We start from the raw sequence: 20,684 nt of genomic DNA on the forward strand, positions 1-20,684 counted from the left end.
GCGGGCGGTATAAGTTAACGCTATGAGTCAGGGGGGATGCGCTACGCTACAGTAGGCGAAAAAAGGAGCTTGCCTATGTACACCATCGCCCCGACAGCCATAAACGATGCGGATCTGACGGCTCTCATTGCCCGTCTGGATGCGTATCAGGAATCCCTCTATCCGGCCGAGAGTAACCACCTGGTTGATTTGAGCCAGCTGGCGGCGGAGTCGGTGATTGTGCTGCTGATCCGCGATGCCCGGCAACGGGCGGTCGGTTGCGGGGCGATTGTGCTCGGCAACGATGGGGTTGGCGAAATGAAACGGGTGTTTATCGATCCGCATCATCGCGGGCAACAGCTTGGCGAACGGCTGCTGGCGGCGCTGGAAACGCAAGCACTGCACCGGGACTGCCATACCGTGCGGCTGGAGACCGGCATCCATCAGCAGGCGGCGATCAGACTGTATACCCGCTGGGGTTATCAGACCCGCAGCGCCTTCGCTCCGTATCAACCCGATCCGCTGAGCCTGTTTATGGAGAAACTGCTCGTTGCCGATCTTCGTTCAGCTGCGCTATAAACGCCTCCAGTTGACGGGTTTTCGCGCCGCGCCGCCAGACCAGCCAGGTCGTCAGCCAGCGCCACTCTTCGGCCAGCGGCCAGGCCGACACCTGATGATGACCGGGCATACTTTCCAGCATACTGCGCGGAATCAGCGCCAGTCCGGCACCGGCAATGACGCAGGCCAGCATCCCGTGATAGGACTCCATTTCATGAATCCGCCCCGGCGTTGCCCGGTCGGCGTGGAACCAGCTTTCAAAATGGCGGCGGTAGGAACAGTTGGCGCGAAAAGCGTAGACATTGCTGCCGTTCACTTCGCTGGCGCGGGTAATCGGCGGGTGGCCGAAGGGTGCCACAATCATCATCTCCTCCGGGAAGACCGGTAGCCCCTCAAGGCCCGGATGGACCAGCGGCCCGTCGACAAAGGCCGCGCTTAAGGTGCCCTCCAGTACGCCATCGATCATCGTCCCGGATGGGCCGGTAGAGAGCGCGAGATGGATTTTTGGATAACGCTGGTTATACAGCGCCAGCGTCGAGGGAATGCGAACCGCGGCGGTACTCTCCAGCGAACCCAGCGAAAACAGCCCCTGCGGCTCATCCCCGGCGACCACCATTCGGGCTTCATCGACCAGCGCGAGGATCTGTTGGCTGTAGCGCAAAAAGCTGTGTCCCGCCGGTGAAAGGCGCAGGCGCTGGTTCTCACGAATAAACAGCTCGACGCCGAGATCGGCCTCCAGCTGGCGAATACGGGTCGTCAGGTTTGACGGCACGCGGTGCACCTTCTGCGCGGCCTGGGTAATGCTGCCGGTGCTGGCGACGGCGTTAAACATCTCAAGCTGGGTCAGGTCCATGGTATTCTTCTTTTGTGAATGAGTTGCTTAATATTATTCATTTTCAATGAAAGGAAGGGTAAGCCAGAATGAGGTCAATTCGCAATCACCATTCGTCATTAACAGAGAGAGCATAACGATGAATTTATCTGCAACTCACGCGGTTTCCGTCAACCCGACCACGGGAGAAAGGGTGTCGTCTCTGCCCTGGGCGAGCGAACAAGAGGTGGATTCGGCGATTGCGCTTGCTGAACAGGGCTATCGTCAGTGGCGCACCGTCAGCCTCGCACAGCGCGCCGACGCCCTGCGTAATATCGGTAACGCCCTGCGCGCCCGTGGCGAAGAGATGGCGCAAATGATCAGTCTTGAGATGGGCAAACCGATTGCTCAGGCTCGCGGCGAAGTGGCGAAATCCGCGAATCTCTGCGACTGGTATGCAGAGCACGGTCCGGCCATGCTGGCGACTGAAGCCACTCAGGTGGAAAATAACAATGCGGTGATTGAATATCGCTCGCTGGGCGCGATCCTCGCCATTATGCCGTGGAATTTCCCGCTGTGGCAGGTACTGCGCGGTGCGGTGCCGATTCTGCTGGCGGGGAATAGCTATCTGTTGAAACATGCGCCGAATGTGCTGGGCTGCGCGGCGCTGATTGGCGAAATCGTCAATCAGGCGGGGCTGCCAGATGGCGTATTTGGCTGGGTGAACGCGACGAATGACGGCGTCTCACAAATGATCAACGATTCGCGTATTGCCGCAGTGACGCTAACCGGCAGCATGCGCGCCGGGAAGGCGATTGGCGCCCAGGCCGGTGCGGCGTTGAAGAAATGCGTTCTTGAACTGGGCGGTTCCGATCCGTTTATCGTCCTCAATGATGCCGACCTCGACGAAGCGGTCAAAGCCGCGGTGATTGGCCGCTATCAAAACACCGGACAGGTTTGCGCCGCCGCGAAGCGCTTTATCGTTGAGGCCGGGATTGCCGAGGCCTTCAGCACAAAACTGGTTGCCGCGGTTGAGGCGCTGAAGATGGGCGATCCGCGTGATGAGGCCAACTATCTTGGGCCGATGGCGCGTTTCGATCTGCGCGATGAGCTACATCAGCAGGTCACGGCTACCCTGGCTGAAGGGGCGACCCTGCTGCTTGGGGGGGAGAAAATCGCCGGGCCGGGCAACTACTATGCGCCAACGGTGCTGGGCGACGTGACCCCGGAGATGACCGGATTCCGCCAGGAGCTGTTTGGCCCGGTGGCGACCATTTCCGTGGCACGCGACGCCATCCATGCCCTGACGCTAGCTAATGACAGCGAATTCGGTCTGTCGGCGACCGTGTTTACCGCCAGCGTCGATGAAGCCGGGCGTTTTTCTCGCGAACTGGAGTGCGGCGGCGTCTTTATCAACGGTTACAGCGCCAGCGATGCCCGCGTGGCGTTTGGCGGGGTGAAGAAGAGCGGCTTTGGTCGTGAGCTATCCCACTTTGGTCTGCATGAGTTCTGCAATATCCAGACCGTATGGAAAGACCGTCGCTAACGAAGACGCACCTGACGATCGTCGTCGTGCTCTGCTATACTCGCAGCCCGAATTTTGACGGCGGGCAAGGAGCCGGGTGTGGCGACGGTCATTAATAATGCAATGCTGGAGACAATTCTGGCAGAAATCAGGCCGCTGATTGGGCGTGGCAAAGTGGCGGATTATATTCCGGCGCTGGCAAACGTCAGCGGTAATAAGCTTGGCGTGGCGATTTGCACGGTGGATGGTCAATACTATGCCGCCGGCGATGCCCACGAGCGTTTTTCCATTCAATCGATCTCCAAAGTGCTGAGTCTGGTGGTGGCGATGAACCACTATCAGGAGGATGAGATTTGGCAGCGGGTGGGGAAAGATCCTTCCGGACAACCGTTTAATTCGCTATTACAGCTGGAAATTGAGCAGGGCAAACCGCGTAACCCCTTTATCAATGCTGGCGCGCTGGTGGTCTGCGATATGTTGCAAAGCCGACTGAGCGCGCCGCGGCAGAGAATGCTGGAAATCGTGCGTCGTCTGAGCGGAGTGGCGGATATCGCCTATGATCCGCTGGTGGCGCGTTCGGAGTTTGAACACTCGGCACGCAATGCCGCGATCGCCTGGCTGATGAAATCATTCGGCAACTTCGATAATGATGTCGCGACGGTGCTGCAAAACTATTTTCACTACTGTTCGCTGGAAATGAACTGTCACGAACTGGCGCGGACGTTTCTGTTTCTCGCCGATCGCGGGGTGGCCCCGCATCTGGAGACCCCGGTGATTGCCCCAATCCAGTCGCGGCAGGTGAATGCCTTAATGATGACCAGCGGGATGTACCAGAACGCCGGCGAGTTTGCCTGGCGCGTCGGGCTGCCGGCGAAATCTGGCGTCGGCGGCGGTATTGTCGCGATCGTCCCGCAGGAGATGGCCATCGCGGTGTGGAGCCCGGAGCTGGATGCGGCCGGTAACTCGCTGGCGGGGATCGCGGTGCTGGAAAAGCTGACGCAACGCCTGGGAAGGTCGGTATTCTGATGGAGAAGATGGATTATTTATTTGCCCGCCTCCAGCGTTCGACTTTTCGCTCGCGCTTCCATCTTGGCAGCAAAGAGCGGCAGTACTGTGTCGAGAAAGGGCCGGAGACCATCGACCAGCACGCGGCGGATTTTATTGCCCGCCGTCTGGCGCCAGCGCAGATCGCGAATGACGGTAAACAGACGCCGATGCGCGGGCATCCGGTGTTTATCGCCCAGCATGCCACCGCCACCTGCTGTCGCGGCTGTCTCGCGAAGTGGCACGATATTCCCGCCGGGCGCGAGCTGACGGACCGGGAGCAGCAATATGTGGTGCAGGTGATCCATCGTTGGCTGGTTATCCAGATGAATTCATCCGCACGCTAATCATGCGCATTTATCCGGCCTGGGGATGCTGGATAAATATTCTCATGCTATGATAATCCGCTAACTAATTATCAACATAATAATTGCCTGAAACAATTAGACGGATTATCTCTGAATGTCTTCACTGTCGATTCGGTCATTCACGCTGTTTCGTGAGGAACATCCCGTGCGTGACGCACTGGTGTTATTCACCTTAACGTTGTTGCTCCATTTTTTTGGTGCCATGCTGCGTCTGGTCCAGGAACTGTCCTTTTTCTGGCCGCTGAATGCCGTGATGGTCGGGATCTTCGTCCGCTATGTCTGGCTCAATCGTAGCTATTTTTATGTCACCTGTTTTGTGGCGATGATGGTATACGACGGCCTGACCTCGCGCTGGGGAATGGGCTTTGCCTCGCTGCTGATTAACTTCTCGAATATGGTCTTTATCGTCAGTCTGGCGCAGCTGCTGCTGTGGGATAAGCGGCGGACGGATTCGATGCCAGGCCCGATTAATGTGCTGAATTTGTTCTGCTATTGCCTGCTGGCGGCTTTTCTCAGCGCCGCGGTGGGGACGCTTGGCTCAATGGATGTCGAGCGGGAGACATTTCTCTCTCTGCTGGGCGACTGGTTTAGCGAACAGTTCTCGACGGCGGTGCTGATCCTGCCGTTTATCCTGACGGTGACTATCCCTTCGACGCTCAGCGGTTTCCGCTGGCGTCAGCTGCTACCGGTTTTAGTGCTGGTGCTGTCCATTATTCTTGGCGTTGCCGTCGGGGGCGCCGAAACTATCACTTTCCCGCTGCCGGCGCTGATCTGGTGTGCGATTCGTTATCCGCTGCCGCTGACCTGTCTGCTGACTTTCCTCACCGGAATCGGTGAGATCCTGCTGGTGGCGAACGCGTTAGTTCATCTTTCTCCCGATGCGCATCTGCAGCCGTGGCAGCTGTTCTCGACCCGGCTGGGCATTGCGGCGATGTTAATTAGCCCGGTAATTGTCGCTTCAAGTGTTGACGCGATTAATAACCTGGTGAAACAGCTGGCGCTGCGGGCTGATTTTGATTTCCAGACGCGGGTTTACTCACGTTCCGGGTTGAGTGAGGCGCTGAAACGCCAACCGCAATCAGCAACGCAGCAGCTAACCGTGATGTTGCTGGATATCGATGGCTTTAAGCGGGTTAATGATAGCTGGGGTCACGAGTGCGGGGATTGCGTGCTGACTCAGTTCGCTCAGCGGGTACGCGATCTGGTGGGCGAACAGGGACTGGTGGCGCGCGTTGGCGGGGAAGAGTTCGCCGTCGCCATGCTGAGTGCGACGCCGCGCGAGGGCGAACTGCTGGCGGAGAAAATCCGCCAGGGCGTAGCGGCGCAAACCTTCGTCTGGGGGCCGCACAAGATCAAACTGACCCTCAGCCTGGGGCTGGAGTGTCGTCCGCTTAGTAACGGGCGGATCACCGAACTGTTTAATCAGCTGCTGATGGCTGCCGATGATTATCTTATTAACGCGAAGAAAGCCGGGCGCAATCGAATTTGTACGCCGACGCTGGCGGAAAACCGGTAATAAGAAAACGCGATGACAATTTCGCTTGTGTTAAATATTAGTTAAAAACATAGTGATGTGGTCAATTACATGGAGTGAGCAATGACCGCATCCTTTTCCCTTCGCACGCTATCGCGTGCTGATATTCTCGAAAACCTTTCCCCACTGAGCGATATTCTGGCCGATTGCGTTAACGGCGGCGCTTCCGTCAGTTTTATGCTGCCTTTTTCACGGCAAACCGCGCGAGCATTCTGGCTGCGTATCGCCGAAAGCGTGGCGGCCGGCGAGCGCCTTGTCGTGGTGGCCGAACATGCCGGGCAGATTGTCGGCACGGTACAGCTGGTGATCGATCAAGCGGAAAACCAGCCTCATCGCGCCGACGTGGCCAAACTTTTGGTTCACCAAAATGCGCGACGGCAGGGGCTGGCTAAGGCGCTGATGAATCACCTGGAGCAGCTTGCCCGCGAACAGGGGAAGTCTGTTCTGGTACTGGATACGGCCACCGGCAGTGGCGCGGAATGCTTCTATGTCCAGTGCGGCTGGGAAAAAGCCGGGGAAATTCCGCGTTATGCGTTAATGCCGGATGGAACGATGACCGCGACCTCACTGTTCTATAAGATCCTGCAATAACCGAGACAGGTTTGATCAAAACACGGTTTTACTCTTAGAAAAGCTGTTAAGTTATTACACCAATTGCACAGGTTGTATGACCACTCTACGAGGGAACCTATTGTGAAAACATTAAACCGTCGTGATTTTCCCGGCGCGCAGTATCCTGAACGTATCATCCAGTTTGGTGAAGGTAACTTTCTTCGGGCATTTGTCGACTGGCAGCTTGATCTGCTGAATGAGCATACCGACCTGAACGCCGGCGTGGTGATTGTGCGCCCGATAGAAAGCGCGTTTCCTCCCTCGCTGAGTACCCAGGATGGGCTGTACACCACCATTATCCGCGGTTTGAATGAACAGGGCGATGCGGTCAGCGAAGCGCGTCTGATCCGTTCGGTCAACCGGGAAATCAGCGTTTACGCTGACTACGACGCGTTCCTGCAGCTGGCGCATAACCCGGAGATGCGTTTTGTGTTTTCCAATACCACGGAAGCCGGCATCAGCTACCACGCTGGCGATCGGTTTGACGACGCGCCAGCGGTGAGCTATCCGGCAAAACTGACCCGGCTGCTGTACGAGCGTTACAGCCACTTCGCCGGCGCGAAGGATAAAGGCTGGATTATCATTCCTTGCGAGCTGATCGATTATAACGGCGAAGCGCTGCGTGAACTGGTGCTGCGCTATGCCGATGAATGGGCGCTCCCGGCGGCATTTATGACCTGGCTGCAGGAGGCAAACGCCTTCTGCTCAACGCTGGTTGACCGTATCGTGACGGGCTACCCGCGCGATGAGGCCCAGGCTATCGAAGCGCAGCTGGGTTACAAAGACGGTTTTCTCGCCACCGCCGAACATTTCTATCTGTTTGTTATCCAGGGGCCAGCATCGTTGGCCGCTGAACTGCGACTGGATAAATTGCCGCTTAATGTCCTGATTGTTGATGATATTAAACCGTATAAAGAGCGGAAAGTGGCGATTCTTAACGGCGCACATACCGCGCTGGTGCCGGTCGCCTACCAGGCAGGGCTGGATACCGTCGGCGAAGCCATGAGCGACCCGCAGATCTGCGCCTTCGTCGAGAAAGCGATTTATGCCGAGATTATTCCAGTACTCGACCTGCCGCGGGCTGAACTGGAGTCTTTTGCTCGCGCGGTAACAGGGCGTTTTCGTAATCCGTATATCAAACATCAGCTGCTCTCCATTGCGCTAAACGGCATGACCAAATTCCGTACCCGCATTCTGCCGCAGCTGCTGGCAGGGCAGGAGAAATCAGGTAAACTACCGCCGCGTCTGACCTTTGCGCTGGCGGCATTGATTGCCTTCTATCGCGCAGAGCGCAATGGCGAAAGCTATCCGGTGCAGGATGATGCCGAATGGATGACCCGTTTCCAGACGCTGTGGGCGCAGCATCGTGATGCGCGGCTCAGCACCGCTGAACTGGTGAAAGCGGTGCTCTCGGTGACCTCTCATTGGGAGCAGGACCTGACGCAGGTTAACGGCCTGGTTGAACAGGTGACGCAGGATCTTGACGCCATTCTGCTGCGCGGGATGCGCGAAGCGGTGAGGCCGCTGTGTTGATCTAAAGTGCTGGTCTAAACCGTTGATTGCAGGTGACCCGGCCACGGCCGGGTTCTTTATCAACCCAACTTAGTTACAACATACAAGAAGCCTGAATAAAAAAACGCTGCCGGTCTGTAGCACCTGAAACGACTAGCGCTCAGCAGCGGAAAATGCGCTTACCGAAAAAGACGAATAACGGCAAATCGTGTCTGCGGCGCTTGAAGAAATAGCGGGGCAGGAAAATAATAGGCTATCGTAACTGCACTGTGTCAGTCGCTCGCCCGTGCCGTTCGGGCATCAGGAGATAAAACAATGGTTGTTGATATTCGTGAAGTCTGCGCGCAAGACAAATCGTCATGGCTGCTGCTCTGGGAAGGCTATACCTCTTTTTATGGCAGCCCGCAGCCGGCCGATGTCACGGAATATACCTGGCAGCGTTTGCTGGACCGCCACTCGCCGGTGCTGGGTCGTGTGGCCGTGGTTGACGATAGCGTGGTGGGGTTTGCGATTTGCGTTCTCCATGAAGGAACCTGGGTGAAAACTCCGATTTGCTATCTGGAAGACTTGTTCGTCGATCCGCAGGTCCGGGGCCGCGGCATCGCCCGCCAGTTGATGCAGGCATTACGGGCGGAGGGCAAAGCGCAAGGATGGTCGCGTCTTTACTGGCATACGCGCACCGACAATCCGGCCCGCCGACTGTATGACGAATTCACTCCCGCCGATGATTACGTGCGTTATTGCATCACCTGTTAAGACAGGTTAGAAGAAAAGCCGTTGTTCAGCGTCGCCTGGCGGCTGAAAACAACTCAGGAGAATCAAAATGGAAAAACGCATCGACACCGCCATTAACCTGATTATGTTTCTTTCGCTGCTGGTCACCGCGTGGGATCTCTCGCTGGTGCACCATCTTTCCTGGTAACCACGACAAGCAAAACAATACCGACGCCCGGCGACACAGCACGCATTGGCTATGCCGCCGGACGTCTCGGTCATCAGAGGCGCGGTTTACGCTGCGCGACAATAAACAGGCGCGGGAACAGTAGCAAAACCTTTCCGTTACACTGTAACGGATAGTGCTGTTGCAACAGCGTCAGATAGCGCTGCAGAAAAGCCTCCCGTTGCCCGGCATCGAGCGGCTGCAGATAGGGGCGAAGTCCCGTGGATTGCAGCCAGTCGATAATCGCCTGGTGCGACTCCAGCGGGTGATAATATGTCGTTCGCCAGATATCCACCTCGCAACCGCAGGCGCTAAGAATATCGTAATACGCCTGCACGCCCGGCAGCGGATGACGTCCGTTCTCCGGGAACCCCATCTCCTGGGCGACCTGGCGCATCAGCCGATGAGAAGGTTCCTGCCAGTTGTCCGGCATTTGTACCGCCAGCATGCCGTTATCCGCCAGTTGATTCACCAGATGTGGAAACAGGCTTTCATGATCCGTCAGCCACTGGAGCGATGCATTGGCATAGAGAAGATCGGCCGGCCGTTCGGGTTGATACTGGCGAATATCGGCGGCGACGAAGCGGCAGGTTGGTAGCACCCGGGCGGCGTCTTCGAGCATCGCCGGCGAACTGTCAACGCCGATCAGCGTCGCTTCCGGCCAGGCCTGATGTAGCAAAGCGGTGCTGTTGCCGGGACCGCATCCCAGGTCGACGGCGAATGTGACGGGATGCCGGGCAATACGGGTGACTAATTCCGCGGCGGGGCGCGTACGCTCAGCGCCAAACTTCAGATAGAGAGAGGGATTCCAGTCGGCCATGGGTGACTCCGGGTAAAATATACGCGTTCACCAGCATAGAGGGCAATGTCGGCAGATTAAACGTCTTTTCATCGCTATGAGGAAATTGTCGCCATTTTTGTGACAATGTCACGCCTGCGATGAGCAGGCGGCAGGGAGTACGCATGGGCGTGGGTTAATCGCTCTCTTTGAGCGCTTCGGCGCGTTTTGCCGTGGCATAGACGAAATCCAGCATCGGCTCCAGATCGGTGTCATATCCGGCCTGGATAATTTTACCGCGTAGCCATTCGATTTCGCTGGTGATATCCGGGTGGAAGATATTATTGTCCTGAGCTTTACGCAGCCATTTCAGCAGGAAGTTGTTCTTTCCCCTGATTCCCCCCGATTTTTTTGATTTACCATGAATTTTCAGCGCGACTAAGATGCAGTAATAGAAATGAACGCGCTGATTAAAGCTTTGATGCATTTGCGTATTTCCCGCCAGGCTCAAGAACTCACCATCGTGGTCAGTGATTTGGATTGGGTTACGTCACGGGCCGGATCTTTTATTGCGCGATCTCTGGTATGCCACCCGCCACGTCAGTGCGCCTGTAACCAGACGTGACAAGGATGTTGGCACGGATGCCGAATCGCCGTCAATTGTTGATTAGTTTTTTAGCGGAACCGGCAACCAGAGGCTGCCGGAGACCCTCTTTCATAGGTGGCGCAAACCGACGCGTTGCTGCAGATAAATGCGTAAAACCAGCAGGAATGCCAGCACAACGACCACCGCGGCCAACAGATAAATCGTATCCAGAGCATAATACCCGGCGACCCAGCCCGCGACGGGACCCGTCAAACCGAGCGCCAAATCGAGAAAGGCCGAATAGGTTCCCAGCGCCGTACCCTGGTTTTGTTCTTCAACCTGTCTGACCGCTTCCACCCCCAGCGCCGGGAAAACTAAAGAGAAACCGGAACCGGTCAGCAGCGCGCCGAGGCCGGCTATCCATGCACAAGGCGCCAGCCAGATAATCACCAGCCCGAGAGATTCGACAACGAAGCAGACCAGAGAGACGCGAACGCCGCCGTAGCGGGTAATCATATTACCCGCCACCAGGCGCACGCAGATAAACCCGGCGCTAAACAGCGAAAGGGTAAATGCCGCACCTTGCCAGCGATGTGCGGAAAAGTAGAGCGTGATAAAGGTTGCGATAACCCCGAACCCCACGGTCCCCAGGGCCAGACCCAGGCCATAAGGCCAGATTTTGCGCACCACCACATGGAACGGCGCCCGAACACCGGCGGTGACGCTGACATCCTGGCGCGTACGGGCAAAGAGCAGGCCAACCAGGGCCACCACGACGACCACGGCGGCAAAACCGCTGATACCAAAGTTGCTGTTCAGCATCACGCCGAGCGGCGCGCCAACCGCCATCGCCACATAGGTCGCCACGCCATTCCACGAGATCACCCGCGAAGTATGCATCGCCCCCACGGTTTTAATGCCCCACAGCGTAGCCCCCGTCGCGGTAAAGCTTTCACCGACGCCAAGAAAAAGACGGCCTATCAGCAAAGCGCTAATCGCCAGCAGCGGCACCGGTTGCAGCGCCACCGCAACGAGAGTGAACAGCCCGCTCAGCAGACAGCAGACGATCCCAAGACTGACGACTTTTTTGGGTCCCCAGATATCCGTATAACGTCCAGCGTGCGGGCGGCTGAACAGCGTAGAGATGTACTGCAGGCTGATAACAACACCGGCGATAAGCGTACTGTATCCCAGTTGGTAATGGATATAGCCAGGCAAGACGGCGAGCGGCAGACCGATAGAGAGATAGCAGATACAGGTAAAAACGACGATCGAAATAATGCGTAGATTGAGTTGCGTATTACTGACTGAAGAGGTCATAACATCATGGTATTTCAAACGAAGGTGTGAGCAGCATAGCGCAGACCCGGTCATCCGGACGAGCACAGGATGCGTTTTCCCGTTGTTTTAGCCAAACCCACCAAAATTAGTCCCCGGACAAGACGAATCTGTGCAAGTCTGCGTATTCAATGTATAAATTTTCTGCCGACTCTATTTCTGTGTTCACCCTCAGGAGGGAACATGACAAAAGATTTCACCGATATCGCCGTGCTGTTTGTTGCAGGATTTGGTCCCATCACGCAAAACACCGCGCTGAGCCATACCTTTTATGGCGAGACGTTAGGTTTACCTTTGCAACGGATGGCGGGCAACGATGACTATCTGCTGACCGAACAGGATGCGCTGGCGGGAGTGAAACATTTTGCCCTCTGGCCGCTGTCTCAGGCGGCGACTTCCTGCTTTGGCAGTGAACAGTGGCCGGCAGATCTGCCCGGAAGGACTGCTGACCGGCGTCACGATTACGCCATGGCTACGCGAGGAGACGCGGTGAAAGCGCCGCTCTTGATAACCAACAGACTACGGCTGGTCCCGCTGGCCAAAGACGACGCGCCTCAGATTCAGGCTGTCTTCCCGCAATGGGAAATCGTGCGTCATCTGGCGGCCAGTTTTCCATGGCCATTCCCGGACGACGGGGCATCTCGCTATGTGAACACGATTGCCTTACCGGCCGCCGAAAAGGGTAGCGGCTGGTTCTGGACGATTCGCCGCCAGGCCGCCCCGGAGCAACTTATCGGTCTGATTACGCTATCCGACCAGGTGGATAACAATCGCGGGTTCTGGCTGGATCCGGCCTGGCAGCGTCAGGGATTGATGACGGAAGCCTGCCGCTGTGTGACCGATTTCTGGTTTAACACTCTCCATCGGGAGGTGCTGCGCGCGCCCAAAGCCCGCGACAACGATGGCTCGCGGAAAATATCGATCAACAGCGGCATGCGCCTGATTCGCGTAGAGCAACAGCAGTTCACCGCGGGTAGGCTGGATGCGGAGTTGTGGGAAATCACCCGCGATGAGTGGAACCGTCTGGCGCGCTGAAAAGCGGGCGGCCCGCGACTATAATGGCAACGGGCCGCGGCGAAACGCCGTCGTTAACCCGCGTGATTTGATTGCCAGGACGGACCATTTTCCATAGAATCAACCCTTTCGGAGAGAGCAAATGTCCGTTGCCGATGCCCTTCTGGCTTATTCCTTAGCCGCGTTACTTCTGACCTTAACCCCTGGCCTTGATACCGCGCTAATCCTCCGCACCTCAACCGTCGAAGGTGGCAAAAAAGCCTTTCAGGCGGCCCTGGGTATCGATACCGGTTGTTTTATCTGGGGCGCAATCGTTGCTTTCGGTTTAGGCGCGTTGCTTGCGGCATCGGAAGTCGCCTATAACATCCTGAAATGGTGCGGAGCGGCCTATTTATGCTGGTTAGGCTTTCAGCTTCTGCTTCGTCCACGCCGGGCCTTTGATACGCCGCAGGTTGCCGCGTCTTCTGGCCGTAACTGGTTTGTAAAAGGGATGCTCGGAAACGTCCTCAATCCCAAAATGGGGGTATTTTACGTCTCCTTTTTACCGCAGTTTATCCCCGCAGGGCACTCGCCGGTTATCTGGACCTTCCTGCTGGTCACCATCCACGTGTTGATCGGCACGCTGTGGTCGCTAACCCTGATCCTCGCGACCCGTTATGCCTCCGGGCTACTCAAAAGACCACGTTTTATCCAGTGGATGGATCGCATCACCGGCGGGGTGTTTATGCTCTTTGCCGCCAGACTGGCACTCAGCCATCGTTAGTTGCCCCAGGGGGCAGCAGGCCCCCCGAATTTCTCTGCCGCGTTGACCACCACACTTCGCCGTTCAGCGAAGCATCTTTATCAGGCTCCTCTACTGTGACAGTCGACGGCGGGCGCGATCTACGTATCTTGCTCGCCGGTCTTTTTCTTACCATAATAAAAAGAGAATAATATTAAAATATGGTTCTCTTTTTGAGATTAAATGCGACGGAGCAGGATGTGAATATGACCCCACAGCGGACCGAGCGTCAGGCTTTGCGGCTGGCGCTGGCCGGTTCAGTCGTGCTGATTATCGGCATGGGATACGGGCGTTTTGCCTATACCGGGATTCTGCCGGTTATGCTGGATGAGCAGATCCTGTCGCTGCGGCAGGGTAATCTGGCAGCCTCGGTCAACTACGCGGGCTATCTGATCGGGGCGCTGTTGCTGTCGAAAGCCCGGCCGGCGGACAGCACCCGCCTGACTCTCGCCTCGGTGGTATCCACGTTAGTATGTCTGGCGCTACTGGCGTGGGTGAAGTCGCCTTTAGCCATAATCCTTATCCGCGGGCTGGCCGGAGTGCTGAGCGCAGTGACGCTGATCGCCGGCTCGCTATGGCTCCTCCAGCATATGAAACACCCTCATGGCGCGCCGGTACTCTTTTCCGGCGTTGGGATGGGGATCTTTTTATCCGCCGAATGTATCTCGCTGGCAAAATACGCCTCGCTCTCCAGTCCACAAATCTGGCTTATCTGCGCCGCGAGCGCAACGATCCTCTTTTTACTGGTCGTGCGCCTGCTGTTGACGCCGGCTGATGCGGCGCTGGCCTGGCCGCAGCCGTCACCGGCGATAACCGGGACGGATGGAAAAACCGCCGATGCCTGGCGATTACTGGCGATATATGGTTTTTCTGGCTTTGGTTACATCATTACCGCGACCTACCTGCCGCTGTTTTTATCCGGCTCGCTGGCGCAGATCGATCCCGTGCAAATCTGGGCGCTGTTTGGGCTTGCGGCGGTACCTTCATGCTTTATCTGGCACAAACTGGTTATCAGGCTGGGCTTCCGGCGGGTGCTGACCGCCAATCTGCTGACACAGGCGGCGGGCGTTGTGTTGCCAGCTCTCAGCCAGGGATTACTCGCTTGTCTGCTCAGCGCGCTGCTGGTCGGTTTTACCTTTATGGGCACCGTTACCATTGCGCTTGCGGAAGCCAGAAGGCTGAACCATCGGGTAAAATTTAACATGATCGCGGCGATGACGGCCACCTACGGCGTCGGGCAGATTATCGGGCCCGTTGTCGCCGGGGCGCTGCATAACCTGACGGGAGCGTTTACTCCCTCACTGATGGCGGCGGCAGCGTCTCTGTTTCTGGCGGCGGGGCTAGTTGCGGTCAGGTCAGGGCGCGCGCACCCTTAAAACGATGCGGCTGACATCAGCAGCTGCCGCATTTCACTGAGCGCAGGGGACATCGACTCCCGGCGCCAGATGAGCTGAGTCTGCGCCTGCTGAACCGGTTGAATCTGGCAATCGTCAGGCAGGGTCAGGATATCGATGACGCTTTGCGGCAGGATAGCGCTATAGCCGCCGGACGCAATGCAGGCGCTCATAGCGTGGTATGAGCCCACATCCTGAACCTCGATGCGCCGGTCGGCGGCGAAAAACGCTTCCCCGATCGCCCGATAGCTGCAGCCCCTGGGGAAGGCGGCGAGCCTGATCTCCGCGTGACCCGGTGGGCTCACCAGCATCAGTTGCTCGACAAAAACGGGGAGTGCGTCGATCTCTGTCGGGCAGACCAGCTTACCGTCCGCGCTCAGCGGCAAACTGACCAGCGCGCAGTCGAGGACGGCACGCTGCACCAGCTCAGTCAACTGCTGCGTAGGCTGGGTATGCAGCGTCAGCTCGACCTGCGGACAGATCGCGCGAAACCGTGGAAGAAGGTGAATTAGGCGGCTGGCGGCGGTCGCTTCCATGGAGCCCAGGCGCAAGCACCCGGCGGGTTTCGACGGGTGCAGCGCTTGTTTCGCCTCTTCGCCAAGGCTCAGTATTCTTAGCGTGTAGTCGAGGAACTGCTTTCCGGCGCAGGAGAGCGCCATTTTTTTATTGCCCCGCACGAACAGCTCAACGTCCAGCTCTTCTTCCAGCTGCTGGATGCGAGTGGTGATATTCGATTGCGCACGGCCCAGCTTTTTTGCTGCCCGGGTGATGCTTTGCTCTTCCGCGACAATTTTAAAGATCTGTAACGTGGTGTGGTTCATGTTTTTCTTCTAAATATGGAAATGATATTGATCTTAACATCTCAAAAAGAGATGTTAAACATTCGGTATCACACATTCAGACAGGGTGACTATGCACAATCGCTTAACGCAGAGACTGGATATTGCTTATCCCATTATCCAGGCGCCAATGGCCGGCGTCTCAACGCCAGAGCTGGCCGCCGCGGTGAGCAACAGCGGCGGGCTCGGCTCTCTGGGCCTGGGAGCCGCGACCGTTTCCCAGGCCGAAGCGCTGATCGCGCGTACCCGGAATCTGACCACAGGGCCCATCAACGTCAATCTGTTTTGCCATGCGCCGGCGCGCCGGGACCCGCACACGGAGGCGCGGTGGATAGCGCTGTTGCGCCCGCTATTCGCCCGTTTCGGCGGGGAACCGCCCGAGACGCTGACGGAAATCTATCACAGTTTCCTTGCGAACCAGCCGATGGCCGAGCTGATACTGGACCTCGCACCTGAAGTGGTCAGTTTCCACTTCGGTGTGGCGGATAAGACACTCATTCGCCGCCTTAAGGAAAAAGGCGTGGCGATCATGGCCAGCGCCACCAGCGTAGACGAGGCGCAACGGGCCGTCGCCCAGGGCGTCGATATCGTGATTGCGCAGGGGTATGAAGCCGGAGGCCATCGCGGGATCTTCGATCCTCATGGCGACGATCGGCAAATGAGGACCTTGACGTTGCTCCAGGCGCTACAGCGGACGCTGTCGATACCGGTTGTCGCCGCAGGGGGGATTATGGACGGCACCGGGATCCGCAGCCTGCTGCAGCTGGGCGCGGAAGGGGTTCAACTGGGGACCGCGTTCCTGCTGTGCCCGGAATCGGCTACCGACGCCGGATATCGTCAGGCGCTGAGCGCTGAACCGCCGCCACAAACCGTGATGACCGCGGCGATTTCCGGCCGCCCGGCGCGCAGCATTGATAATGCATTTTGTGAAATCGGCAGGCGTCATCCCGGAGTGCTACCTCCCGACTACCCGGTGGCCTACGACGCGGGGAAAGCGCTGGCGGCCGTGGCGAGAGCGCAGGGCGAGTGGGGATTTGGGGCGCAATGGGCAGGAGAGGGCGTCGCGATGATCCGGGCGCTGCCGGCGGCTGACCTGATGCAGGCGCTGATCCGTGAAGGCGGTTTTTGCACTCAGCAGCCGCGGCGGGATGGCGACCTGCCGCGACTGCCGATGTCCGACCGTGCGGATGTCTAACGGCGGTGGGCCAGGCGGCGAACCAGACGGTCGCCCGCCATCTGCACGCCCTGCACGAGAGCCACCAGAATCAGCACCGTGCCGACCATCACTTGATCATTAAAGCGCTGATAGCCATAGCGAATCGCCAAATCGCCCAGCCCGCCGCCGCCAATGACACCAGCCATTGACGAGAAGCCAATCAGCATAACGATAGTCAGCGTGACGCCCGCCAGCAGGGTTGGCAACGCTTCCGGCAGTAGCGATTTAAAAATCACATGCCAGACCGTACCGCCCATCGACAAAATGGCTTCAATACGACCGTAATCCACTTCGTCGAGCGCGTTTTCCGTCAACCGGGCGAAAAAAGGGAAGGCGCCAATCGTCACCGGCACCACTGCCGCGGTACTCCCGAGCGTAGTGCCGATAATCAGCCGGGTAAACGGGATCAGGGCGATCAGCAGCACGATAAACGGCAGCGAGCGACCAAAGTTAATCACCGCCCCCAGCAGGGCGTTGAGTTTCGGCATCGGCAGTAGGCCGTTTTTGCGCGAAATAAACAGCACCACGCCGACAGGCAGGCCGAGCAGAACGGTAAATAGCGCCGCCAGACTCACCATATACACCGTGTCCAGCGTACCTTCCATCAGCAGCGGCCAGAGTTCATCCCAGCTCATGCGACTGTGCATAATGGCCTCCGGTGATAACCGTGACGAGCGAGAAAATCACGTTCCGACTGCGGATCGTGCAGCAATGACTGGCGCAGTTTCGACCACGGTGCCACCAGCAGTTCGGCGATACTGCCGCTTTCGACGATCTCGCCATTTTCCAGCAGCGCGGCGTGGTCGCACAGGGTTTTGACCACCTCCAGCTCATGGGTGATCAGCACAATCGTCAGATTCAGGCGCTGATTAATATCCGCCAGCAGCGCTAGCACCGAGGCGGTGGTCTCGGGATCCAGGGCGCTGGTCGCCTCGTCGCACAGCAGGACATCCGGCCTTGCCGCCAGCGCCCTTGCGATACCGACGCGCTGCTTTTGCCCGCCCGAAAGCTGGGAAGGGAACGCATGCGCTTTATCGCTAAGCCCGACCAGCTCCAGCAGTTCCGCCACTCGCGTCTGACGCGCCGTTTTGGCCATGCCGGCGATTTCCAGCGGCACAGCGATGTTGTCGGCGACGTTGCGCGCGTGCAGCAGGTTAAAATGCTGGAAGATCATCCCGGTGCGCAGACGGTAAGCGCGCAGCGCGGCTTTATCCATTTGCGTAATATCCTGTCCGTTCACAATAATGCGGCCCGATGTGGGCCGCTCCAGCAGATTCAGGCAGCGGATCAGCGTACTTTTGCCCGCGCCGCTGCGCCCGAGGATGCCGTAAATCGCCCCCTTCGGCACATGCAGCGACACCTTGTTCAGCGCCGGTCGGCCTGCTCCGGCATAGGTTTTACTCAGCCCGATGGCGTCAATCATGCTTTCGGGGCCACCGGGATAACCGAGCCGTTATAACGCTGACGGATAAAGTCAGCCACCTGCGGCGAAGTCAGGTCTTTTGCCAGCTGTTTGATGCGTGGATCGTTTGCCAGAGAGGGGGTGGTGACCAGAATGTTGGCATAAGGGTTATGGCTGGCGCTCTCAAGGCCCAGCGCGTCTTTTGCCGGCGTCAGCCCGGCTTCCAGCGCATAGTTACCGTTGATCACGGCCAAATCGACATCATCGAGAGAGCGCGGGATCTGCGGCGATTCAATTTCCAGAATCTTCAGATGTTTCGGGTTTTCGACGATGTCTTTTGGCGTCGCCAGCGTCGTGGCCGGGTCGGTGAAGGTGGAGGCCAGTTTGATCAGCCCCTGGCTTTGCAATAAGAACAGCGCACGGCTCAGGTTGGTGGTGTTATTGGGCACCGCGACGGTGGCATTTTCCGGCAGCGAAGCGAAGTCTTTGTGCTTGCGCGAATAGATGCCCAGCGGCTCAATATGGACCGTGGCAGCGACGGCGAAGGTCTTGCCCAGCGCCTTTTCCTGATCTTTCAAATAGGGAACGTGCTGGAAATAGTTCGCATCCACGTCGCCGTTTGCCAGCAGTTCATTGGCATTCACGCCGCTGGTCAGTTCAACCACCTTCAGATCCAGACTGGGGTCGATTTTTTTGATGTAGTTAAGTATTTCCGCATGCGGAACCGGGTCCGCCGCGACGCGTAACGCGGCGGCCTGTGCTGAGGTCCAGGCTAAAGAGAGAGACAGAGCGACCCCTGCCAGTTTAAAAGCGGCAATTTTCATGGTGTTTTCCTTTATCTTTGAGTTTTTATCTTTAAACGATCGGTTGCGCGGCGCGTTCGCGAAACACATCCTGGTAGTAACGCTCAGCCACATCCGGGTGGGAGCGCAGGCGGCCCTTCAGGTAATTCCAGCCCACTTCGCGCAGCAGCGGATTCTGCGGGTCGCTGTCCGGCCCGAGCGCTTCCTGCGCCAGCTCTGGCGGAAGGGTATAGACCGGGACGGTGGCATCCAGCTGCGCGCCGAGGAAAAAGGCGATGGAGAGGCGCTCCTGGTGCGCTGGCGGAGACACCACCCGATGCACGGTGGCGCGCAGATAGCCATTGGTGGCCAGCTCCAGCAGTTCGCCAATATTGACGACAAAGCTGCCGGCCAGCGGGGTTGCGTCGATCCATTGTCCGGGAGCCACTTCCACCTGCAGACCCTTTTGCTCATCCTGAAGCAGGAAGCTGAGGAACCCGGAGTCCTTATGCGCGCCGACGCCCTGATGGCTTTGCGCCTCATGCTGACCGGGATAGCGGATCAGTTTGATATGCTCGTTGGGTTTATTGCCATACAAGGTGTCAAAGGCGTCATCAGGCAGCGCCAGCGCTTCAGCAAAGGCGCGCAGCAGGGTGGTGCCGACCTGGGTCATGGCGCGCTGCCAGCTGAGCAGCGTGGGTTTCAGCGTCGGCAGGGCTTCCGGCCACAGGTTAGGCCCCTGCAGGCGCTGCCAGCGCGGCGCATCGTCATTAAGATGCAGCGCCGGACGCTCGGCGCCAATATCAAATTGTTCTCGCCAGTCTGGCTGCCCGCGGGTCAGCTCCGATGCGGCGCGGTTGTAGCCGCGAAAGTGAGGGGAATGAATCATTGCGACCGGCTGTTTTTGCTCATCAGACAGGGCAAAAAAGCGGCGGGATTGCTGCTGGACAGCTTGTTGTAAGGCATCGTCGACGCCATGATTGATCAGATAAAAGAAGCCTATCTCGCGGGCCGCATAGCGAAGGTCGGCCAGAAAAGCCGTTTTCTCAGCCGGATCGGCGTAGCGAGCAAGATCGAGAATCGGCAAGGTCGTTGCGTTCATTGTGTTCTCCGAAGACAGCGTTCAGGGAAGAGCGTTTATTCAGGTTCAGGGTTCGGGGACAACAACAGCGCATGGCGATTTCCTCATTCGGTGGGGTGAGCACAGCTTGCCTCAACGGCAAATAATCAACCAATAACCTTCTTTTCTAATTTATGACCGCGCGGGGTTCAGTGCTTTTGCGAATAATGGATAAAGGCGGCGCCAACTCTCTTTCTGCCTTGCACAGGGGCGAGGTAGCCAGTATGGTGTGCGACATTTCTCAGGTATTCAGGATTCAACATCGCAATGCAGCCTTCCAAAGATCCTCTTCATGGCGTCACCCTCGAGGCTTTACTGAACGCCCTGGTGGCGAGGTATGGTTGGGCCGGACTGGCACAACGGATCACTATCAACTGTTTTAAGAGCGACCCGAGCATCAAATCGAGCCTCAAATTTTTACGTCGGACCCCCTGGGCGCGCAAAGAAGTTGAAGAACTGTATATTGATTCGCTGTCCGAAGCCGATACGGCAAAAGAGGACCTCCCGGCGGATAATCCGTGGGCTAACTGGCAGAATAAAAAAGAGTAGGG

The 20,684-nt window shown here is 57.7% G+C and carries 22 protein-coding genes and 1 pseudogene; 14 read left to right on the forward strand and 9 right to left on the reverse strand.

All coding sequences use genetic code 11. The features are described from left to right. Positions 1 to 75 precede the first annotated feature (75 nt). On the forward strand, positions 76 to 558 hold the full coding sequence (locus Electrica_RS12175; protein ID WP_131050378.1) for a GNAT family N-acetyltransferase: 483 nt from the start codon (positions 76 to 78) through the stop codon (positions 556 to 558). Here Electrica_RS12175 and ptrR read toward each other — a convergent pair. Further along, positions 512 to 1,390: a putrescine utilization regulator PtrR gene (gene ptrR / locus Electrica_RS12180; RefSeq protein ID WP_032687636.1), complete on the reverse strand. Its 879-nt coding sequence runs from the start codon at positions 1,388 to 1,390 to the stop codon at positions 512 to 514. The two genes, Electrica_RS12175 and ptrR, sit on opposite strands and share 47 nt — an antisense overlap. 118 nt (positions 1,391 to 1,508) lie before the next feature. On the opposite strand from ptrR, the gene sad reads away from it, so the two are divergent. The 7 genes from sad (at position 1,509) to Electrica_RS12215 (ending at position 8,699) form a co-directional block, all read left to right on the forward strand. Then, positions 1,509 to 2,894, forward strand: coding sequence for a succinate-semialdehyde dehydrogenase (sad, locus tag Electrica_RS12185; RefSeq protein WP_141964579.1), 1,386 nt, complete (start codon positions 1,509 to 1,511; stop codon positions 2,892 to 2,894). 78 nt (positions 2,895 to 2,972) lie between these two features. After that, positions 2,973 to 3,899 (forward strand): glutaminase B, encoded by a 927-nt coding sequence (glsB, locus tag Electrica_RS12190; protein WP_141964580.1) that lies wholly within the window; start codon positions 2,973 to 2,975, stop codon positions 3,897 to 3,899. Then, positions 3,899 to 4,264, forward strand: coding sequence for a DUF4186 domain-containing protein (locus Electrica_RS12195; protein WP_100683740.1), 366 nt, complete (start codon positions 3,899 to 3,901; stop codon positions 4,262 to 4,264). The genes glsB and Electrica_RS12195 overlap by 1 nt, the downstream gene beginning before the upstream one ends. Before the next feature lie 115 nt (positions 4,265 to 4,379). After that, positions 4,380 to 5,801, forward strand: coding sequence for a GGDEF domain-containing protein (locus tag Electrica_RS12200; RefSeq protein ID WP_165457208.1), 1,422 nt, complete (start codon positions 4,380 to 4,382; stop codon positions 5,799 to 5,801). An 81-nt stretch (positions 5,802 to 5,882) separates the two neighbouring features. Further along, positions 5,883 to 6,410, forward strand: a complete 528-nt coding sequence (locus Electrica_RS12205) for a GNAT family N-acetyltransferase (RefSeq protein ID WP_100683739.1) — start codon at positions 5,883 to 5,885, stop codon at positions 6,408 to 6,410. A gap of 102 nt (positions 6,411 to 6,512) precedes the next feature. Then, a complete protein-coding gene (locus Electrica_RS12210; RefSeq protein ID WP_141964581.1) occupies positions 6,513 to 7,964 on the forward strand; it encodes a tagaturonate reductase in 1,452 nt (483 codons plus the stop codon). A 294-nt stretch (positions 7,965 to 8,258) separates the two neighbouring features. Next, the gene (locus tag Electrica_RS12215; protein ID WP_141964582.1) at positions 8,259 to 8,699 is read left to right on the forward strand and encodes a GNAT family N-acetyltransferase; all 441 of its coding nucleotides are present in this window, start codon (positions 8,259 to 8,261) and stop codon (positions 8,697 to 8,699) included. Between the two features lie 239 nt (positions 8,700 to 8,938). Here the strand turns inward: Electrica_RS12215 and tam are convergent, their stop codons facing one another. The 3 genes from tam to Electrica_RS12235 all read right to left on the reverse strand — a co-directional run bounded on the left by tam (position 8,939) and on the right by Electrica_RS12235 (position 11,567). Next, positions 8,939 to 9,703 carry a trans-aconitate 2-methyltransferase gene (tam, locus tag Electrica_RS12225; protein WP_141964584.1) on the reverse strand — a complete coding sequence of 255 codons (765 nt, stop codon included), beginning with the start codon at positions 9,701 to 9,703 and terminating at the stop codon, positions 8,939 to 8,941. Positions 9,704 to 9,857: 154 nt separating this feature from the next. Next, complete coding sequence (locus Electrica_RS12230; protein ID WP_004862141.1) at positions 9,858 to 10,148, reverse strand: hypothetical protein; 291 nt, start codon at positions 10,146 to 10,148, stop codon at positions 9,858 to 9,860. A gap of 228 nt (positions 10,149 to 10,376) precedes the next feature. After that, positions 10,377 to 11,567, reverse strand: coding sequence for an MFS transporter (locus Electrica_RS12235; RefSeq protein WP_100683734.1), 1,191 nt, complete (start codon positions 11,565 to 11,567; stop codon positions 10,377 to 10,379). Between the two features lie 201 nt (positions 11,568 to 11,768). Here Electrica_RS12235 and Electrica_RS12240 point away from each other — a divergent pair. The 4 genes and pseudogenes from Electrica_RS12240 to Electrica_RS12255 all read left to right on the forward strand — a co-directional run. After that, a pseudogene (locus Electrica_RS12240) lies at positions 11,769 to 12,104 on the forward strand (glyoxalase); the annotation flags it as partial. Then, entirely contained in the window at positions 12,090 to 12,620 is a 531-nt protein-coding gene (locus Electrica_RS12245; protein WP_407081258.1) for a GNAT family N-acetyltransferase, read from the forward strand. The pseudogene Electrica_RS12240 and the gene Electrica_RS12245, both read left to right, overlap by 15 nt. 121 nt (positions 12,621 to 12,741) lie before the next feature. Then, the gene (locus tag Electrica_RS12250) at positions 12,742 to 13,362 is read left to right on the forward strand and encodes a LysE family translocator (protein ID WP_141964585.1); all 621 of its coding nucleotides are present in this window, start codon (positions 12,742 to 12,744) and stop codon (positions 13,360 to 13,362) included. Between the two features lie 224 nt (positions 13,363 to 13,586). Then, positions 13,587 to 14,756, forward strand: coding sequence for a YbfB/YjiJ family MFS transporter (locus Electrica_RS12255; RefSeq protein WP_167686271.1), 1,170 nt, complete (start codon positions 13,587 to 13,589; stop codon positions 14,754 to 14,756). On the opposite strand, the gene Electrica_RS12260 is transcribed toward Electrica_RS12255, so the two are convergent. Continuing rightward, positions 14,753 to 15,595 carry a LysR family transcriptional regulator gene (locus tag Electrica_RS12260; RefSeq protein WP_141964587.1) on the reverse strand — a complete coding sequence of 281 codons (843 nt, stop codon included), beginning with the start codon at positions 15,593 to 15,595 and terminating at the stop codon, positions 14,753 to 14,755. The genes Electrica_RS12255 and Electrica_RS12260 overlap by 4 nt on opposite strands. A 91-nt stretch (positions 15,596 to 15,686) precedes the next feature. Between Electrica_RS12260 and Electrica_RS12265 the strand changes: the two genes are divergently transcribed. Continuing rightward, positions 15,687 to 16,808 (forward strand): NAD(P)H-dependent flavin oxidoreductase, encoded by a 1,122-nt coding sequence (locus tag Electrica_RS12265; protein WP_141964588.1) that lies wholly within the window; start codon positions 15,687 to 15,689, stop codon positions 16,806 to 16,808. On the opposite strand, the gene Electrica_RS12270 is transcribed toward Electrica_RS12265, so the two are convergent. From Electrica_RS12270 to Electrica_RS12285, 4 genes are read right to left on the reverse strand one after another with little or no spacing between them, the layout of a single operon-like run. Next, complete coding sequence (locus Electrica_RS12270; protein ID WP_160704964.1) at positions 16,805 to 17,464, reverse strand: methionine ABC transporter permease; 660 nt, start codon at positions 17,462 to 17,464, stop codon at positions 16,805 to 16,807. The genes Electrica_RS12265 and Electrica_RS12270 overlap by 4 nt on opposite strands. Next, complete coding sequence (locus Electrica_RS12275) at positions 17,461 to 18,252, reverse strand: methionine ABC transporter ATP-binding protein (protein ID WP_141964589.1); 792 nt, start codon at positions 18,250 to 18,252, stop codon at positions 17,461 to 17,463. Before Electrica_RS12275 ends, Electrica_RS12270 begins: the two co-directional genes overlap by 4 nt. Beyond that, the gene (locus tag Electrica_RS12280) at positions 18,249 to 19,055 is read right to left on the reverse strand and encodes a MetQ/NlpA family ABC transporter substrate-binding protein (RefSeq protein ID WP_100683726.1); all 807 of its coding nucleotides are present in this window, start codon (positions 19,053 to 19,055) and stop codon (positions 18,249 to 18,251) included. Before Electrica_RS12280 ends, Electrica_RS12275 begins: the two co-directional genes overlap by 4 nt. Positions 19,056 to 19,086: 31 nt before the next feature. After that, complete coding sequence (locus Electrica_RS12285; protein WP_131050368.1) at positions 19,087 to 20,115, reverse strand: isopenicillin N synthase family dioxygenase; 1,029 nt, start codon at positions 20,113 to 20,115, stop codon at positions 19,087 to 19,089. 285 nt (positions 20,116 to 20,400) lie between these two features. Between Electrica_RS12285 and Electrica_RS12290 the strand changes: the two genes are divergently transcribed. Then, entirely contained in the window at positions 20,401 to 20,682 is a 282-nt protein-coding gene (locus Electrica_RS12290) for a VF530 family protein (RefSeq protein ID WP_131050367.1), read from the forward strand. The last annotated feature ends 2 nt before the right edge of the window (positions 20,683 to 20,684 follow it).

The organism is Klebsiella electrica, from assembly GCF_006711645.1.
In the GTDB taxonomy this organism is placed as follows: Bacteria; Pseudomonadota; Gammaproteobacteria; order Enterobacterales; family Enterobacteriaceae; genus Klebsiella; species Klebsiella electrica.

Bases quoted from the DNA above. Each gene is read 5' to 3' on its own strand.
- Electrica_RS12285 (WP_131050368.1), bottom strand. From the start codon at position 20,115: ATGAACGCAACGACCTTGCCGATTCTCGATCTTGCTCGCTACGCCGAT.
- Electrica_RS12230 (WP_004862141.1), bottom strand. From the start codon at position 10,148: ATGCATCAAAGCTTTAATCAGCGCGTTCATTTCTATTACTGCATCTTA.
- Electrica_RS12200 (WP_165457208.1), top strand. From the start codon at position 4,380: ATGTCTTCACTGTCGATTCGGTCATTCACGCTGTTTCGTGAGGAACAT.
- Electrica_RS12290 (WP_131050367.1), top strand. From the start codon at position 20,401: ATGCAGCCTTCCAAAGATCCTCTTCATGGCGTCACCCTCGAGGCTTTA.
- Electrica_RS12205 (WP_100683739.1), top strand. From the start codon at position 5,883: ATGACCGCATCCTTTTCCCTTCGCACGCTATCGCGTGCTGATATTCTC.
- Electrica_RS12215 (WP_141964582.1), top strand. From the start codon at position 8,259: ATGGTTGTTGATATTCGTGAAGTCTGCGCGCAAGACAAATCGTCATGG.
- Electrica_RS12280 (WP_100683726.1), bottom strand. From the start codon at position 19,055: ATGAAAATTGCCGCTTTTAAACTGGCAGGGGTCGCTCTGTCTCTCTCT.
- Electrica_RS12265 (WP_141964588.1), top strand. From the start codon at position 15,687: ATGCACAATCGCTTAACGCAGAGACTGGATATTGCTTATCCCATTATC.
- Electrica_RS12260 (WP_141964587.1), bottom strand. From the start codon at position 15,595: ATGAACCACACCACGTTACAGATCTTTAAAATTGTCGCGGAAGAGCAA.
- Electrica_RS12250 (WP_141964585.1), top strand. From the start codon at position 12,742: ATGTCCGTTGCCGATGCCCTTCTGGCTTATTCCTTAGCCGCGTTACTT.
- sad (WP_141964579.1), top strand. From the start codon at position 1,509: ATGAATTTATCTGCAACTCACGCGGTTTCCGTCAACCCGACCACGGGA.
- Electrica_RS12255 (WP_167686271.1), top strand. From the start codon at position 13,587: ATGACCCCACAGCGGACCGAGCGTCAGGCTTTGCGGCTGGCGCTGGCC.
- ptrR (WP_032687636.1), bottom strand. From the start codon at position 1,390: ATGGACCTGACCCAGCTTGAGATGTTTAACGCCGTCGCCAGCACCGGC.
- Electrica_RS12195 (WP_100683740.1), top strand. From the start codon at position 3,899: ATGGAGAAGATGGATTATTTATTTGCCCGCCTCCAGCGTTCGACTTTT.
- Electrica_RS12275 (WP_141964589.1), bottom strand. From the start codon at position 18,252: ATGATTGACGCCATCGGGCTGAGTAAAACCTATGCCGGAGCAGGCCGA.
- tam (WP_141964584.1), bottom strand. From the start codon at position 9,703: ATGGCCGACTGGAATCCCTCTCTCTATCTGAAGTTTGGCGCTGAGCGT.
- Electrica_RS12235 (WP_100683734.1), bottom strand. From the start codon at position 11,567: ATGACCTCTTCAGTCAGTAATACGCAACTCAATCTACGCATTATTTCG.
- Electrica_RS12175 (WP_131050378.1), top strand. From the start codon at position 76: ATGTACACCATCGCCCCGACAGCCATAAACGATGCGGATCTGACGGCT.
- Electrica_RS12270 (WP_160704964.1), bottom strand. From the start codon at position 17,464: ATGAGCTGGGATGAACTCTGGCCGCTGCTGATGGAAGGTACGCTGGAC.